The sequence below is a fragment of the Pseudomonas baltica genome, assembly GCF_031880315.1.
Taxonomy (GTDB): domain Bacteria; phylum Pseudomonadota; class Gammaproteobacteria; order Pseudomonadales; family Pseudomonadaceae; genus Aquipseudomonas.
In genome coordinates this window covers 3881895-3897727 of sequence record NZ_CP134771.1, presented here as the reverse complement: position 1 = coordinate 3897727, position 15833 = coordinate 3881895, and the positions used below count along the sequence as shown (strand labels likewise).

Below are 15833 nucleotides of genomic sequence, written 5' to 3'. Positions count from 1 at the left end.
CGCAGTCCCAATGTGGCAACGGGCTCTGCCCGCGAAGCGGCAAGGCTTCGCGGGCAGCGCCCCACAGGGACGAGAGTTTTTAGTGGAACAACACCGCAGTCTTCTGCAACGTCACCCACACACCCCACGCCAACGGAATCCCTACCACCAGCCAGGCCACCACGGCCAGGGGCTTGGTGCTCGGATCGGCTTTCCACTCCAGCACGGTCGAACCGCCCGCGCCTTTGTCATGACCAATGGCCTGCTCGGCCTTCAGTTGCTCGTCGGTCATGAAGTACTTGTCGGCCACCGGACGCACCAGGGCGTTGCAGATGAAGCCGAGCACCAGCAGGCCCGAGAGGATGTACAAGGTGATGTCGTACACCGCTGCGCGCGGCACGCCGATGCTCAACTGGTACTCACGCAGGTAGTTGACCAACACCGGGCCCAGCACGCCAGCGGCGGCCCAGGCGGTTAGCAGGCGACCGTGGATAGCGCCGACCATCTGCGTACCGAACAGGTCCGCCAGGTAGGCCGGCACCGTGGCGAAACCACCGCCGTACATCGACAGCACTACACAGAATGCCGCCACGAACAGCGCGATGCTGCCCAGATGACCCAGCGTCGGCACCAGTGCATACAGCGCTACGCCCAGCGCGAAGAACACGAAATAGGTGTTCTTGCGACCGATGTAGTCCGAGAACGACGCCCAGAAGAACCGCCCACCAATGTTGAACAGGCTCAGCAAGCCCGTGAAGCCGGCGGCGATGGCAGCGATCTGCGCCAGTTGCCCGGCGTCCAGCTCGCTGAAGGTCAGGGTGTTGCCCAGCAGCTTGCCGGCGAACACTTCCTGCAGCAGCGGCGAAGCCATGCCGAGGATGCCGATACCAGCGGAAACGTTCAGGCACAGCACCAGCCAGACCAGCCTGAACTGCGGGGTTTTCCAGGCCACGCTGACGTGCACGTGACGGTTGGTGATCATCGCCTTGGTGCTCTTGGCCGGCGCGGTCCAGCCTTCAGGCTTCCAGCCGGTCGGTGGCACGCGATACAGCAGTGCGCCCGCCATCATGAACACGAAGTAGATAACGGCCATGACCGCGAAGCTCTGCCATACGCCAACACTGGTCGGGGTCGCGAAGTGGCCCATCAGCGCTGCCGCCAAGGGTGCACCCACCATCGCGCCGCCGCCGAAACCCATGATCGCCATGCCGGTCGCCATGCCGCGCTTGTCCGGGAACCACTTGATCAGGGTCGACACCGGCGAGATATAGCCCAGCCCCAGGCCGATACCGCCAATCACCCCGGAGCCCAGCCACATCAGCACGATCTGGTGCGTGTACACACCCAGTGCCGAGAGCCCCAGGCCACCGCACCAGCACAGTGCCGAGACCACACCGGCCTTGCGCGGGCCGGCGTGTTCCAGCCAACCACCCCAGATGGCTGCCGAGCAACCGAGAAAGATGAAGAACAGCGTGTAGATCCAGCCGAGCATGGAGATCGGCCAGTCGCAGGTGGACGAGAACACCTGGCTGATGAACGACATGTCCGCCGGGCAGGCTACCGCTTTGGTAACGCCCAGCGCCTTGGACAGTGGAATCCAGAACACCGAGAAGCCATAGGCCATGCCGATGCACAGGTGGATGGCCAACGCGGCCGGTGGTACCAGCCAGCGGTTGAAACCGGGCTTGGCGATGATCCGCTCCTTGGACAGGAAAGCCGGCGCAGACTCCGCGCCGCCCGCAAGTGTCGTGCTCATTTGTATTACCCCTTCAAGTGTTTTTTATACGACGCATGAAGCATCCACTGCCCAGCGATCTCCGTTGCACGCAAGCAATCGATCGTCTTATCGGCAGGCCTGCGGAAAAACTGACACTTTATGCGACAGTTAGTCGCACGAATGCACAATCAGGCGGAAGATTACCACCTGGCCTGCCAAGTGAAAGCACATTGCCAGTGCATTTTGTCTTATTCGTGACGCGGCGCTCTACACTGCCCTGAAAAGCCGGCAGGGACGTTATACTCCCGGGCTGAATTCTGAACTTCGAACTACAAGGACTCGCCTATGAAAGCGTTCGGCAAAATCCTGGGGCTCATCGTACTCGGGCTGTTGCTGATCATTGTGGCGGCGGGCTTCGCCCTCACGCATTTCTTCGATCCCAACGACTACAAGGACGAGATCCGCCAGCTGGCCCGCAACAAGGCGCACGTGGAGCTCGACCTCAAGGGCGACATCGGCTGGAGCCTGTTCCCCTGGCTGGGCCTCGAACTGCACGACGCCAGCGTCGCCACCTTGAGCAACCCCAAGACCCCGTTCGCCACCTTGCAGATGCTCGGCCTCTCGGTGCGCGTCCTGCCCCTACTGCGCCGTGAAGTGCAGATGAGCGACATCCGCGTCGAAGGCCTCAACCTGAGCCTCGACCGCGACGCCAATGGCCACGGCAACTGGGAAGACATCGGCAAGCCCGCGCCCACCCCGGCCAGCACCGACCCGAACGCGCCCGCCAGTGCTCCCGCGACCTCGTCCGGCGACAACAATTCGCGCCCGGTCAGGCTCGACATCGACAGCCTGACCGTCAACAACGCCACCGTGCGCTACGTCGACGAGCAGACCGGCCGGCAATACAGCGCCGAAAGCATCCAGCTGAGCACCGGTGCCGTGCATGACAACACCGACATCCCGATCAACTTCACCGCCTTCCTGGGCACCAACATGCCGCAGTTCCGGGCACGCACCGAGATCACCGGCCAACTGCGCTTCGACCGCGCCCTGAAGCGCTACCAGTTCGGCGACTTCAAGCTCAGCGGCGAAGCCTCGGGCGATCCGATGCAAGGCAAAACATTGACCTTCGGCGCCCAGGGCCAGTTGCTGCTGGACAAGGCCGCCAATGTCGCCGACTGGACCGGCCTCAAGCTGTCCGCCAACCAGCTGCGCGCCCTGGGCGAGCTGCACCTGCGCGACCTGTCCGGCAACCCGCAACTGAGCGGCGGCCTGTCCATCGCCCAGTTCAACCTGCGCACCTTTCTCGACAGCATCGGCGTCGACCTGCCCGCCATGGCCGACCCCAGCACCCTCAACAAGGTCGAACTGGTCACCCGCCTGAGCGGCTCGAAAACCTCGCTGGCGCTGGAAGACCTCAACCTGCAGCTCGATGGCGGCACCTACACTGGCCGCCTGGCGGTGGACGACTTCGCCAAGCAGTCGCTGCGGGTGCAGCTCAAGGGCGACAAGCTCGACGCTGACCGCTACCTGCCTGCCAAAGGCCAGAACAGCGCCAGTGTCAGCGCTGCGCGCCAGTCCGAGGTCAATGACAGCGAAGCGGCGATCACCGCCTCCGGGGATTCGCCGCTGCCAGATGCCCCCAGCAAGGGCGCCTGGAGCGACGATCGCCTGCTACCGATCGAACGCCTGCGCGGCCTCGATCTGCAGGCTGACCTGAGCTTCGGCCAGTTGACCCTCGACAAGCTGCCCATCGCCAACGCCACGCTCAAGGCCCAGGCGCAAGACGGCCTGCTGACCCTGCAGACCCTCGGTGGCGGCCTGTTCGACGGCAGCTTCGAAACCCACGGCAGCCTCGACGTGCGCCCTGAAGCCCCCGCGCTGGCCTTGCAGACCAAGGTCAATCGCGTGCCGGTCGAGCAGTTCATCAAGACCCAGAGCCCCAAGGCGACCATCACCGGCCTGTTGACCCTGGACAGCAACCTCACCAGTACCGGCAACAGCCAGAAGGCCTTGATCGAAGGCCTCAACGGCAATGCGCGGTTCGCCATCAATAACGGTGTGCTGGTCAACGCCAACCTCGAGCAGCAAGTCTGCCAGGGCATCGCCACCCTCAATCGCAAGACGCTGAACGGCACGCCGCGCGGGCGCGATACGCCGTTCCAGCAACTGGGCGGCAGCCTGGCGATCCGCAACGGTGTGGCCAGCAACCAGGACCTCAAGGTCGCCATCCCGGGCCTGAGCGTCAGCGGCAACGGCACCATCGACCTGCGCGTGCTGGGCATGGACTACCACGTCGGCGTGCTGGTCGAAGGCGACAAGAGCGACATGCCCGACCCGGCCTGCGAAGTGAACCAGAACTTCGCCAACCTCGAATTCCCGCTGCTGTGCCGCGGCCCGCTGGAGCTGGGCGCCAAGGCCTGCCGCATCGACCGCGAAGGCCTGGCCAAGGTCGCCGCCAAGGCTGCCGGTGACCGCATCGGCGACAAGATCGAAGAGAAACTCGGGGACAAAGTGACGCCCCAACTCAAAGACGCCCTGCGCGGGTTGTTCAAACGATGAACGCACTGCCCCTTGATGGAAAGCCGCACACCGGGCAGCGCATGAGCCCCGAACAGTTCTCCAGCGCCGTGCTGGAGTGGTTCGACCGCCATGGCCGCCACGACCTGCCCTGGCAGCAGGGCATCAACCCGTACCGGGTGTGGGTCTCGGAGATCATGCTGCAGCAGACGCAAGTCAGCACCGTGCTCCAGTACTTCGACCGCTTCATGGAGGCATTGCCCACCGTCGAAGCCTTGGCAGCGGCGCCGGAAGACGAAGTACTGCACCTGTGGACCGGACTGGGCTACTACACCCGCGCGCGCAACCTGCAACGGACCGCGCAGATGGTGGTGGCCCTGTACGGCGGCGAATTCCCCCGAGACGTGGAAAAACTCGTCGAACTGCCCGGCATCGGGCTGTCGACCGCAGGCGCCATCGCCAGCATCAGCATGGGCCTGCGCGCGCCGATCCTCGATGGCAACGTCAAGCGCGTGCTGGCCCGCTACACCGCGCAGGAGGGCTACCCCGGCGAGCCGAAGGTGGCCAAGGCGCTGTGGGCCAATGCCGAGCTCTACACGCCCCACAGCCGCGTCAACGACTACACTCAGGCGATGATGGACCTGGGCGCCACGCTCTGCACCCGCAGCAAGCCCAGCTGCCTGCTGTGCCCGCTGGAGCGCAGCTGCGAGGCGCACATGCTCGGCCTCGAGATCCGCTACCCGATCCCCAAGCCGCGCAAGAGCATCCCGCAAAAGCGCACGCTGATGCCGCTGCTAGCCCGCGACGGCGCCATCCTCCTGTACCGGCGCCCGTCCACCGGCCTATGGGGCGGTTTATGGAGCCTGCCGGAACTGGACGACTTTGCCGACATCGAGCACCTGGCCGCCCAGCACGCACTGCACATGGCCACCCCCAAGGCCCTGCCCGCGCTCACCCACACCTTCAGCCACTTTCAGCTGGCCATCGAACCCTGGCTGGTGGAAGTGCAAGCCGACGCCAGCCACGTGGCCGAGGCCGACTGGCTCTGGTATAACCTCGCCACCCCGCCGCGCCTGGGCCTAGCCGCCCCCGTGAAGAAACTGCTCAAACGCGCGGCCGAAGTCTTGAATTCAGGAGAGTCGCAATGACCCGCACCGTTAACTGCCGCAAATACAAAGAAGAACTGCCTGGCCTGGAGCGCCCCCCATACCCAGGCGCCAAGGGCGAAGACATCTTCAATCACGTCTCGGCCAAGGCCTGGGCCGACTGGCAGAAGCACCAGACCCTGCTGATCAACGAACGCCGGTTGAACATGATGAACACCGAGGACCGCAAATTCCTTCAGGGCGAGATGGACAAGTACCTGTCCGGCGAGGAATACGCCCAGGCCGACGGCTACGTTCCGCCCGCTGAATAAAGGGGAATTTCGTAAGCGACGGTATTAATTGCAATTTTTTTTGATCTCGCGCTTGACGACTCCTCGAAAAACCAGTTTAATGCGCCCCGTTGCCCAGATAGCTCAGTCGGTAGAGCAGGGGATTGAAAATCCCCGTGTCGGCGGTTCGATTCCGTCTCTGGGCACCACTCTTCAGTTTTCAGGTGGTGTTCGCAGTATCTGAAAACATTAAAAGGCCCGCCTAGTGCGGGTTTTTTATTGCCTGGGATTTGGCAGTGGCTGCACTGGCCTCTTCTCGGGTAAGCCTCGCTCGCGCAAGTCGTCCGGCGGGAAGTTTTACAAAATGTTTGACACCCCGCCCGATTGGCGGTGAACTGTCCGCTCGGTTGCCCATGGCCATCCCAGGCCCCAACCGCTGTCAGCCGCGACGCCTCGCCGCCGACACCCCCTCTCCAAACATCGAACCACCGATTGACGGCCACCCGCTCAATGGGCGGTAGCATGGCGTCTCGCCTGCACGTAGCACCCTCCTCCGCCTATTCACGACTCTCGCCAAATTCACGCCCAGGAGGGCTGGCCTATGCTGTCGACTCCCGTTTACCCCAGCCGCCCCAAGGCCTCGGTGCTGAGCTTCAACAAATCCACCGTGGTGGTCTGGGTCGCCATCAGCCTGATCGTGGTCGAAACCTTTTCCGGCGCCCTGCGCTTCTATTTCGACCAGGCCGGGCTGTCGGCCTTGATGTACATGCCCAAGGCCGCCTGCGTGGCGATGTTTGCCCTTGAGCTGCACTCCATGAAGAGCTCGCGTGGTTTGTGGCTGGGCCTGTTGCTGCTGGTGCTTTCGGCGTTGCTGGCGATGCTGCATGGCGCGGCGCCCAACAACGTCGCCTTCACCCTGTTCAACTTCGGCCCGCTGCTGTTCGGCCTGGTGTGCAGCGATCACCTGCTGCATCGGCGGCGGCTGTTCTGCTGGGCGGTAAGCTTGTGCCTGTTGTTTTCGCTGATCGGCGTGCTGGCGGATAAATTCACCACCCTGCCGTGGAAGGGCTACAGCTACTTCCTCAACGGCCAGGAGCTCTCGGCCAACACCACCTGGGCGGCGGACGAGGTCGATCGGCTGGCTGGCTTCGCCCGGGTGTCCAACGTGCTGTCGATCATCATCGCCGTGCACACCCTGTACCTGGTGATGTTCGTGCGCTCGAAAATTCTCCTGTTCATCATCGGCATGATTTCGCTGTACGGCATCGTGCTGACGACCAGCAAGGCGCCGGCCATGGCATTCCTGCTGACCCTGGTACTGCTGATGGTGCTCAACCTGCACTGGACCAGCCGCATCCTGATGATCATCACCGTGCTGATCGGGCTGGCGCTGCCGATCGTAAGCCTGCTGTACGACTTCGACCCCAATGCCGTGAGCCATCCCGGCGGCTTCGCTTCGTTCTACGATCGCCTGGTCAACACTTGGCCCAACGCCTTCAATGCCGTGAACGATGCCCACTGGAGTGTCACCGGCGCCGGCTTCGGCCTGTTCGGCAGCAGCGTGGCGCTGTTTCCGGTGGTGGGCGCCGAACGCCTGATCGGCTCCGACAGCAGCGCCGTGTACCTGTGGGCGCTGTTCGGGCTGGGCGGCCTAGCGCTGTACGTGATGCAGATCCCGATGCTGTTCAAGCTGATCCGCAGCCCGGACCCGATGAGCCGCGCACTGCTGGCGATCAGCTTCTGCATCATCATGATCGGCTGGACCACGGACATGTTCGAAGTGGCCACCTCCAACCTGTTCCTCGGCCTGGCAGTCGGCCGCGCGCTATCGGCCAAGCTGCTGGCGACCCCCGCCCGCGCTCAGGACCTGCGGGACAATCGCGATGCGCCGACCACCACTGACCATCTGCCCGACCTGACCTGAACGCCCCCAGCGGGGCGAATCCGGAGCTGCACCATGGACTTCAGAAAAGACATCAACGGCTTGCGCGCCATCGCTGTGGTGGCCGTGGTGCTGTTCCACTTCAACCCCGGCTGGCTGCCGGGCGGCTTTGCCGGGGTCGATATCTTTTTCGTGATCTCGGGCTTTTTGATCACCGGCATCATCTTCCGCAAACTGGACAGCGGCAGCTTCGGCCTGCTGGCCTTCTACAAATCGCGGGCGCAACGGATCATCCCGGCGCTGGCAGTCTTGTGCGCGGTACTGCTGGGCGCTGGCTGGTTCTACCTGCTGCCGCTGGAGTACAGCCAACTGGGCAAGCACATCGCCAGCAGCCTGGGTTTCTTCTCCAACTTCACCTACTGGAACGAGGCCGGTTATTTCACCGCCTCGGCCCACGAAAAATGGCTGCTGCACACCTGGTCGCTGTCGGTAGAGTGGCAGTTCTACATGGTCTACCCCATCGCGTTGCTGGCACTCAGCAAACTGATGCCGCTGCGCTCTCTGCGTCGCGTGGTGCTGGCGGCCTGTGTGGCCGGCTTTGGCTTCTGTGTGGCCAGTTCGCTGTGGTGGCCGCAACCAGCGTTCTATCTGCTGCCCTCGCGCGCCTGGGAGCTGCTGGCGGGGGGTGTGGCCTGCCTGTACCCGCTCAAGCTCGGCGTGCGCCACCAGCGCCTGCTCGAAGGCGCCGGGCTGCTGATGCTGGTGGCCAGCTTCGGGCTGCTGAGTGAGGACGACATCTGGCCCGGCTACCTGGCCCTGTTGCCGGTGCTCGGGACCCTGGCGATGATCGTCGCGGCGCGACAGGACAGCGTGGCCACCAACAACCGCTTTTCGCAGTGGACCGGTAAAGTTTCCTACTCGCTGTATCTCTGGCACTGGCCCGTGGTGGTGCTGCTCAGCTACGCGGGCTCGCTGCACAGCACGCCGCACATCATCGGCGGAATCGCCTGCGCCTTTGCCGTGGCGGCGGCCTCGTACCGGTTCATCGAAAGCCCGTCGTCGCGCAAGGCCAGCCCGAAGCGGCGCTGGGCCTTCGCGCAGGTCAGCGCCTTGATCGCCTCGGTGTTCGTCGGCGCCGCCGCAGTGAATGCCACCGAGGGCGCTGTCACGCCATTACGCACCGTCAGCGTGTCGGACCGCGCGCGCTTCGTGCAGGACTACGCCACACGGCAGAAGAACCTCTACGAGTCCTACTGGCTCAAGTGCGATGCCTTCTCGGCCTTCACCGAGCGCCATCAACAGGCGATCGACCCGGCCTGCACCCGCAAGCAGGGCGACGGCGGCGTATTCCTGTGGGGCGATTCCCACGCCCAGGCCTTGTCGCTGGGGCTGCGCACCGAGCTGGCGAAAGGTACGCCGTTCTACCAGGTGGCATCGGCCAGCTGCAAACCGAGCCTCACGGACGACACCGGGCGCAGCACCGACAAGCGCATCGCCTGCAACTACTCCAACCGTCTGGCCCTGAGCAGCATCCAGGCGTTGCGCCCGGACGTGGTGGTGATGGCGCAGAAGAGCGACCACGACAAGACCCAATGGGGCGAAATTGCTGCGCGCCTGAAGAGCTACGGGGTCAAACATATCGTGCTGATGGGGCCGTTACCGCAATGGGCACCGTCGCTGCCGAGCGTGATCGCCAACCGCCACTGGGGCGGCAACGACGCCTATATCACCGATGCGGCGCTGGACCAGTCGATCATGGCCGCCAACCGCGCCATGCCCAAGCTCATCGATGCGCGCAGCGTGGATTTCGTCTCGCTGATCGACAAGCTGTGCATCGCCAACTCGTGCCTGGTACGGCTGGGGGACGACAACTCGCTGCTGCAGATCGATGACGGGCACCTGAGCGAAAAGGGCTCGATCTACATCGTGAAGAATTATGTGATGCCGGAGTTGTATAAATAATTTGATAGCTGCCACCGTGCAGCAGCGCCTTACCCTGTGGGAGCAAGGCTTGCCCGCGAAGAGGCCCGCCCAGACAACCCTGCGCCCATAAAAAAACCGCCGTCATCGCTGACGGCGGTTTTTTTTCGCCTGCTGCTTAACGCTCAGGCGTCCAGCTCTGCGCGGTAGTCTGAGCGGATGGCTGCAGCGCCTTGCGGCGACGCGACACCAGCAGCCCAGCGGCCACCACCAGAATGGTCAGCAGACCGGTAGCGAAAATCTCTACCTGGTTGGCCGGGCGGATGGCCATGGTGGTCAACACGCCGATGATGAACAGGATGACCACATAGGTCAGGCCCGGGAACAGCCACATCTTGAAGGCAATCTTCTCGCCCGCAGCCACACGCTTCTGACGCATGCGCAGTTGCGACACGGCGATCACCAGGTACACCAACAGGGCGATGGCACCGGAGCTGGCCAGCAGGAAATCGAACACGGCTGCCGGCGCCACGTAGTTGGCGAACACCGCGACGAACGCCGCTGCAGTCGACATCCACACCGCTACATACGGCGTACCGGCACTGCTGGTGCGCTGGGCGGCGGACGGGGCATCACCACGCTTGCTCAGCGAGTAGAGCATGCGCGAAGAGGTGTACAGCGCCGAGTTCAGGCAGCTGGTCACCGCGACCAGCACGACCAGATCGACGATCAACTTGGCGTTGGGGATACCGATCAGGTCGAGCACGGTCTGGTACGAGCCAACGGCCGCCAGGCGCGGATCGTTCCACGGCACCAAGGCCACGACCATGAAGATCGACACAAGGTAGAACAGGAAGATCCGCCAGATCACCGAGTTGGTGGCCTTGGTGATTTGCGTGCCTGGGTCCTTGGATTCTGCCGCCGCGATGGTGACGATTTCGGTCCCCATGAACGAGAACATGGTGGTCAGCATCGCTGCCACGACCGCGCCCATGCCGTTAGGCAGGAAGCCCTGAGTGTCGTAGATGTGGCTCGCACCACTGACCTGGCTGCCCGGAATCAAACCGAACAACGCCGCCGCACCCAGCACGATGAAGGCGATGATCGCCAGCACCTTGACCAGCGCGAACCAGAACTCGAACTCGCCGTAGTTCTTGACGCTGAACAGGTTGGTCAGGGTCAGCAGAATGGTGATCACCAGCGTGAACACCCACACCGCGATACCTGGGAACCAGGCGTGCAGAATGCCGGCGGCCGCATTGGCCTCCAGGGGGATCACCAGTACCCAGAACCACCAGTACAGCCAGCCGATGGTGAAACCGGCCCAGTGACCGATAGCACGGTCGGCATAGATGGAGAACGAACCAGTGTCGGGCGACGCCACGGCCATCTCGGCCAGCATGCGCATGACCAGCACCACCAGCGTCCCTGCCGCCGCATAGGCCAGCAGCACCGCCGGCCCCGCCTGCGCGATCGCATGCCCGGAGCCCACGAACAGACCAGCGCCAATCACGCCAGCAATGGACAGCATGGTGACATGGCGCTGCTTGAGCCCCTGCCCCAGATTGTTGGATTTTGTACCGCTCATTGAGACTACCTTTGCAAAAATAGGCGAATAGTCCGGCGACCCCGTGCCCCGTTAAAGGAAAGCAACATGCCGTTGCAGATTATTTACGCAAGAAATGCGCCAAAATGTTTCAGCACCAGATGAAAGTTGCACCACCCTAGCGCTAGAGCCCGCAAAACAAGCACATGATATTGCTAGCATTTATGGAAAGAGGTGCAACCCATTACGGAACTACCCACTGGCGCACGAAGAAAGCGCACCAAAAAGAGCAACTCAGTAACACTTTGGTGCACTCACGGTAATACCGGAGCAAATTCAGAACGCTCGTGCCACTACTGAAGAATTGATTCAGCCACCCGACCCATCAGGGAACCGATACACTGCCGTTCGATCCAAATTCCGCTTTCCGCTCATATCGCAAAGCTGGCAACATCGCCGGATCGCCACACGGAGCGTCATCCCCATGCACAGCGTCATCAAACTGCTACTGGCCGCCGTCGCCAGCCTGGCTTTCAGCTTCAGTGCGATGGCCGACGAAACCGCAGATACCCCAGACACGCCACCGACTGCAACGCTGCGCATGGGCGTCGAAGCCGGTCACCCGCCGTTCAACGGCCGCGACCCCGGCGGCCAGGTGGTGGGCTTCGACGTCGACATCGGCAACGCCCTGTGCGCCAAGATGAAAGTCGAATGCACAGTGGTCACCTCCGACTGGGACCTGATCATCCCCGCGCTCAACAACAATGCTTTCGATTTCCTGATCTCGTCGATGTCGATCACCCCCGATCGCCTCGAAGCCGTCGACTTCACCACGCCCTACTACACCAACAAGCTGCAGTTCCTGGCGCCCATCACCACCGACCTGCCGACCGACCTGCCCTCGCTGGCCGGCAAGAACCTCGGCGCCCAGCGCGACACGTTCGCCGGCGGCTGGCTGCAGGACAACCTCGGCGCCAGCGCCAATATCCTGTTGTACGACACCCAGCAAGAGCTCTACGACGAACTCGCCGCCGGCAACCTCGACGCGATCCTGGCCGACAAATACTCCACGTTCGAATGGCTGAAGACCGACGCCGGCAAAAACTACGAGTTCAAGGACAAACCCATCGACGCCGCCGACAAGATCGGCATCGCCGTGCGCAAAGGCGATCCCCTGCGCGAACGCCTCAATCAGGCGCTGCAGGAAATCATCCGCGACGGCACCTACCAGAAAATCAACGACCGCTACTTTCCGTTCAGCATTCAATAACGAACGGTCATGACCGATCTTTACCTGCACGGCGCCGAGCTGCTGGCGCGGTTTGCAGCGCTGGATGCGTTTCTAGTCAAGCATCAGGAGCTATGGCGGCCGCGGCCGTTTACGTCGTTGGTGCTGCCCTGGGAAGCTGAGCATCCCGAATTGGCACGCTGGCTGCGCGGGCGCAGCCTCGAGCAGGCTGAGGCCGCGCACAATCATCCCGAACAGCTAGAGGCGCCCGGGATCTTTTATGCACTGGCGTCTTGCAGTGCTTCGCTCAGCCACGTAGGGGAATTGCCTTTAACGCCGCTGCCCGCAGCAACGCCTCGCCTGAACGTCGACGTGCCTGGGCGCAAATGGCAACAGATCGAAGCCTTCGGCAGCCATCTGGGCTTTCGCCAGCCCGTGCAGCACTGGCTCGACTGGTGCGCCGGTAAAGGCCACCTCGGGAGGCGGTTGCTACAGGCCGATCAGCGCCTGACCTGTTTCGAACACGATCCGTTGCTGGTGCGGGCGGGTCAGGCACTGAGTGACCATCATCGGCTTGCGGTCGACCATGTCGAGCAGGATGTCCTCACTCGGGGGCCGTTGTTATCTCCTATCCACACCCCGGTGGCGCTGCATGCCTGCGGCGACCTGCATGTGCGCTTGCTGCAACGGGCCTCTGCTGTGGGCTGCCCCTCGCTGGCGGTCGCGCCCTGCTGCTACAACCGCACTACAGCGGATATCTACAGCGGTCTGTCGCTTCCTGCTGCGGCCTCCAGCCTGCGCCTGGACCGCGACGACCTCGGCCTGCCCCTCAGCGAAACCGTCACCGCCGGCGCCCGCGTACGCCGCCAGCGCGACCGCTCCATGGCTCGGCGCCTGGGCTTCGACCTATGGCAGCGCCAGGTACGAGGCGTGGACGAGTACTTATCCACACCCTCGCTGCCCGTAACCTGGCTCGAGAAACCTTTCGAGGATTACTGCCGGCACCTCGCTTCGCTCAAGGGCCTGACATGCGCCTCTGCCGACTGGGATGCACTTGCGCGCGCAGGCGAAGCGCGCCTGGCCGTGGTGCGCAACCTCGAATTGGTCCGCAACCTGTTCAGACGGCCGCTTGAGCTGTGGCTGGTGCTCGATCGCGCGCTGTACCTGCAAGAGCGCGGCTACTCGGTACGGGTCGGCACTTTTTGCCCCTACGCGATGACCCCACGCAACCTGATGATTGCCGCTGAAACCCTCAGCAGCTGTGGATAACTCTGTTGACAGAAATCCGTGCTGCCCTTTTGTTACCGGGGTTTTAGGGCAAATGATGGCATGGTCATTTTTTGTTCAAAAATAAATGAGAGAGAAAACAGCAGGTTGCGGTGATTGTTTTGGCAAATGTAAACCGATGGAGGTGGCCAGGCCAGCGCACCGCGATTGTGCATAAGGTTTTCGCCTGAATCGCGTAAGTCTTTGAAAAAATTGTGCTCAAGGGGGTTTACTCCCGAGAGCGTATGGCTATAATCAGCGCCCTAACACGCCGGTATAGCTCAGTTGGTAGAGCAACTGACTTGTAATCAGTAGGTCCCGGGTTCGACTCCTGGTGCCGGCACCATATAAATCAAGGGCTTGCAGCGATGCAGGCCCTTGTTTTTTGACCTACACGTAACAATGCACGTAACAACGAGCGGTTCCTGGTTGCGTTTGTGCCTGCGTGAGTAAGCGCGCGTCAGAGTGCATGCGTGTGGTGGTGAGTGGATGCGCAGAGGCGTGTGTGACTTCCCGCAGCCGCCCCGCCTATAGGGCCTTTGGTTTTCATGTTGAGGGCTGGGGAAAAGGTAATTTAGGTATTTTTTCATCTATATCCTCTGAAAGCCTCTATCGATAAGGCCTCCAGCGTTTCCCATGAAGTCAGAAAAAAGTAAGTGAAAGTAAGCACATTACTTTTACAGTAGGTGAGAAAAGGAAAATAAAAAATCCTTTAAAATCAACAACCTAACTTTTTTTTGAGTTTCTCATTACCCAGAAATACCTCCAAATTACTCGGCCAAACCCCCGTTTTATGGGGCTTCCAGCTCTTTTTTCCTATTCCATACCTAAATTACCTTTCCCCCAGCCCTCAATTCAAAAGAGAGGCTCTGAAACGCTCCTGACGTCGCCATAAAATAACGCCCCTGGTGCAGGGTTCTGCAGGGTTTTGCCCCCCGTTCCTGGCTGCGGGAGAGGCCCAGCGGGCGGCCAGCGCAGAGGCGTGCAGGTCTGCAGAAAACAAGACCCATTTAGCCCGCAGGCGTGGCGGGGGGACGACGGCGCGCGCCAGGTGCCGACCCAGACAACCGGGCCTCGACGCACCAGATCGGTGCGATTCCTTGCGCCCTCCCCCGCCCCTAGGCGGCGCGATTTAGCCGGGGCACAGTGCAGGGTTCCGCTGTGCCACCGCCGATGCTGCCCCGTAGGCGCAGCCAAAGGCCCGGAAACATTGGGCTTCGCGCCCATTTGTGCTGGTGCTTGCATGTTCCGGATGGTATGTTCGACTGGGGCTTTTTAGGCTGCAGTCGGACCGATCTTCATCTTGCCGGCGCTCTAGTTTTTACGTTGGACTCTCCAACCCGGGAGGATCAAACCTTGGATGAGTGGGGACGCTCAATGAATGCGCAGTTGATGCCAGTGCCGTTTCACGGCGATACCGTCGTGCTGCTGGGCCAAGACAACGAGCCATATGTGGCGATGCGGTCGATTGTAGAAAACATGGGCCTCGCCTGGCAGGTGCAGCACCAGAAGATCTACGAACGCTTTAGTTCAGTGTTACCGAAATGGTGACAACTGGAGCCGACGGCGAGCAATACGGTATGACCTGCCTACCGCTACGCAAGCTCGCCGCCTGGCTCTATACGATCAACCCCTAGAAAGTGGCGCCCGAACTTCGCGACAAGATCGTCCAGTACCAAGAGGACTGCGACAAGGTCCTATGGGACTACTGGGCGAAGGACCACAGGCAATACATCGCGATGTTGGGAGAGCGCGCCGCGCGGATCCTCCCTCTGCCAGGCGTCAAGTGCAGCGCACGCAAAGGTATCAACTTCAGGCAGATGCTCATCCTCCAGGAGCAAGCGCGCGGCCTCGAGAAGTTGCCAAATGTGGCGTTGAGCAACCTTGAGCGCCAGGGCTTATACAGTCGGCTGCGCCAGGTCAACGGTGCCCTAAGCCTACCTACCCCCGCTCGAGCCCGGGCCGGTGGCGATATCGCAAAGCTAGCTAGCCAATACTCAACCGTGTCGATTTCCGACACAGTTGCGGCGCAAACACCGCAACTGTGACGATAATCGTCACGGTTGGTCAGTGACAACGTGCAGTAATACAAAACATTGTCCGGGGACTCTTGATCCTCGGACCTTTACGGGCGTAAAGTGCGCCCGTCGCTGCAAATTCAGCGACCGACCTTGGCGGGTCGATTGATTTCAGGCGCAATAGCGCCCCCATTACGTTTGCAGGCGCTTTTTTTGTGTCCGCATTCTCGTGTTATGGCGGGTTGCGCAGGAGCACCCTAGGGTGCGCCGGGTTCCTGAATCACCGGTCCGCCAATCCTGTGTAACTCGCCACCCTTCTCTGCTTGGCGGCAGAACGCGGTGGCTCTATTGATTCGGGAGCTTCACTATGACCGCCCTCATT

General features: G+C 62.0%; 9 protein-coding genes, 2 tRNA genes and 1 pseudogene. 10 read left to right on the top strand and 2 right to left on the bottom strand.

What is annotated here, in order from left to right:
- Nucleotides 1–79: 79 nt before the first annotated feature.
- Nucleotides 80–1735, bottom strand: a complete 1656-nt coding sequence (locus tag REH34_RS17505) for an OFA family MFS transporter (protein ID WP_226504130.1) — start codon at nucleotides 1733–1735, stop codon at nucleotides 80–82.
- A gap of 306 nt (nucleotides 1736–2041) precedes the next feature.
- On the opposite strand from REH34_RS17505, the gene REH34_RS17500 reads away from it, so the two are divergent.
- The 6 genes from REH34_RS17500 (at nucleotide 2042) to REH34_RS17475 (ending at nucleotide 9435) form a co-directional block, all read left to right on the top strand.
- Nucleotides 2042–4258, top strand: coding sequence for an AsmA family protein (locus REH34_RS17500; protein WP_311968608.1), 2217 nt, complete (start codon nucleotides 2042–2044; stop codon nucleotides 4256–4258).
- Between the two features lie 41 nt (nucleotides 4259–4299).
- Complete coding sequence (mutY, locus tag REH34_RS17495; protein WP_226504452.1) at nucleotides 4300–5364, top strand: A/G-specific adenine glycosylase; 1065 nt, start codon at nucleotides 4300–4302, stop codon at nucleotides 5362–5364.
- Complete coding sequence (locus REH34_RS17490) at nucleotides 5361–5633, top strand: oxidative damage protection protein (protein WP_311968607.1); 273 nt, start codon at nucleotides 5361–5363, stop codon at nucleotides 5631–5633. Before mutY ends, REH34_RS17490 begins: the two co-directional genes overlap by 4 nt.
- Before the next feature lie 91 nt (nucleotides 5634–5724).
- Nucleotides 5725–5800: transfer RNA gene (locus REH34_RS17485), tRNA-Phe, on the top strand.
- A 392-nt stretch (nucleotides 5801–6192) separates the two neighbouring features.
- Nucleotides 6193–7515, top strand: a complete 1323-nt coding sequence (locus REH34_RS17480) for a hypothetical protein (protein ID WP_226504127.1) — start codon at nucleotides 6193–6195, stop codon at nucleotides 7513–7515.
- A 33-nt stretch (nucleotides 7516–7548) separates the two neighbouring features.
- Nucleotides 7549–9435, top strand: a complete 1887-nt coding sequence (locus tag REH34_RS17475) for an acyltransferase family protein (protein ID WP_311968606.1) — start codon at nucleotides 7549–7551, stop codon at nucleotides 9433–9435.
- A gap of 136 nt (nucleotides 9436–9571) precedes the next feature.
- On the opposite strand, the gene gabP is transcribed toward REH34_RS17475, so the two are convergent.
- Complete coding sequence (gabP, locus tag REH34_RS17470) at nucleotides 9572–10981, bottom strand: GABA permease (RefSeq protein WP_311968605.1); 1410 nt, start codon at nucleotides 10979–10981, stop codon at nucleotides 9572–9574.
- Between the two features lie 442 nt (nucleotides 10982–11423).
- Here gabP and REH34_RS17465 point away from each other — a divergent pair, with 442 nt between their 5' ends.
- The 4 genes and pseudogenes from REH34_RS17465 (at nucleotide 11424) to REH34_RS17450 (ending at nucleotide 15481) form a co-directional block, all read left to right on the top strand.
- Complete coding sequence (locus REH34_RS17465) at nucleotides 11424–12209, top strand: transporter substrate-binding domain-containing protein (protein ID WP_226504124.1); 786 nt, start codon at nucleotides 11424–11426, stop codon at nucleotides 12207–12209.
- A gap of 9 nt (nucleotides 12210–12218) precedes the next feature.
- The gene (locus tag REH34_RS17460; protein WP_311968604.1) at nucleotides 12219–13436 is read left to right on the top strand and encodes a methyltransferase; all 1218 of its coding nucleotides are present in this window, start codon (nucleotides 12219–12221) and stop codon (nucleotides 13434–13436) included.
- 267 nt (nucleotides 13437–13703) lie between these two features.
- A tRNA-Thr gene (locus REH34_RS17455) sits at nucleotides 13704–13779 on the top strand.
- A gap of 827 nt (nucleotides 13780–14606) precedes the next feature.
- A pseudogene (locus REH34_RS17450) lies at nucleotides 14607–15481 on the top strand (phage antirepressor N-terminal domain-containing protein).
- Nucleotides 15482–15833: the final 352 nt, after the last annotated feature.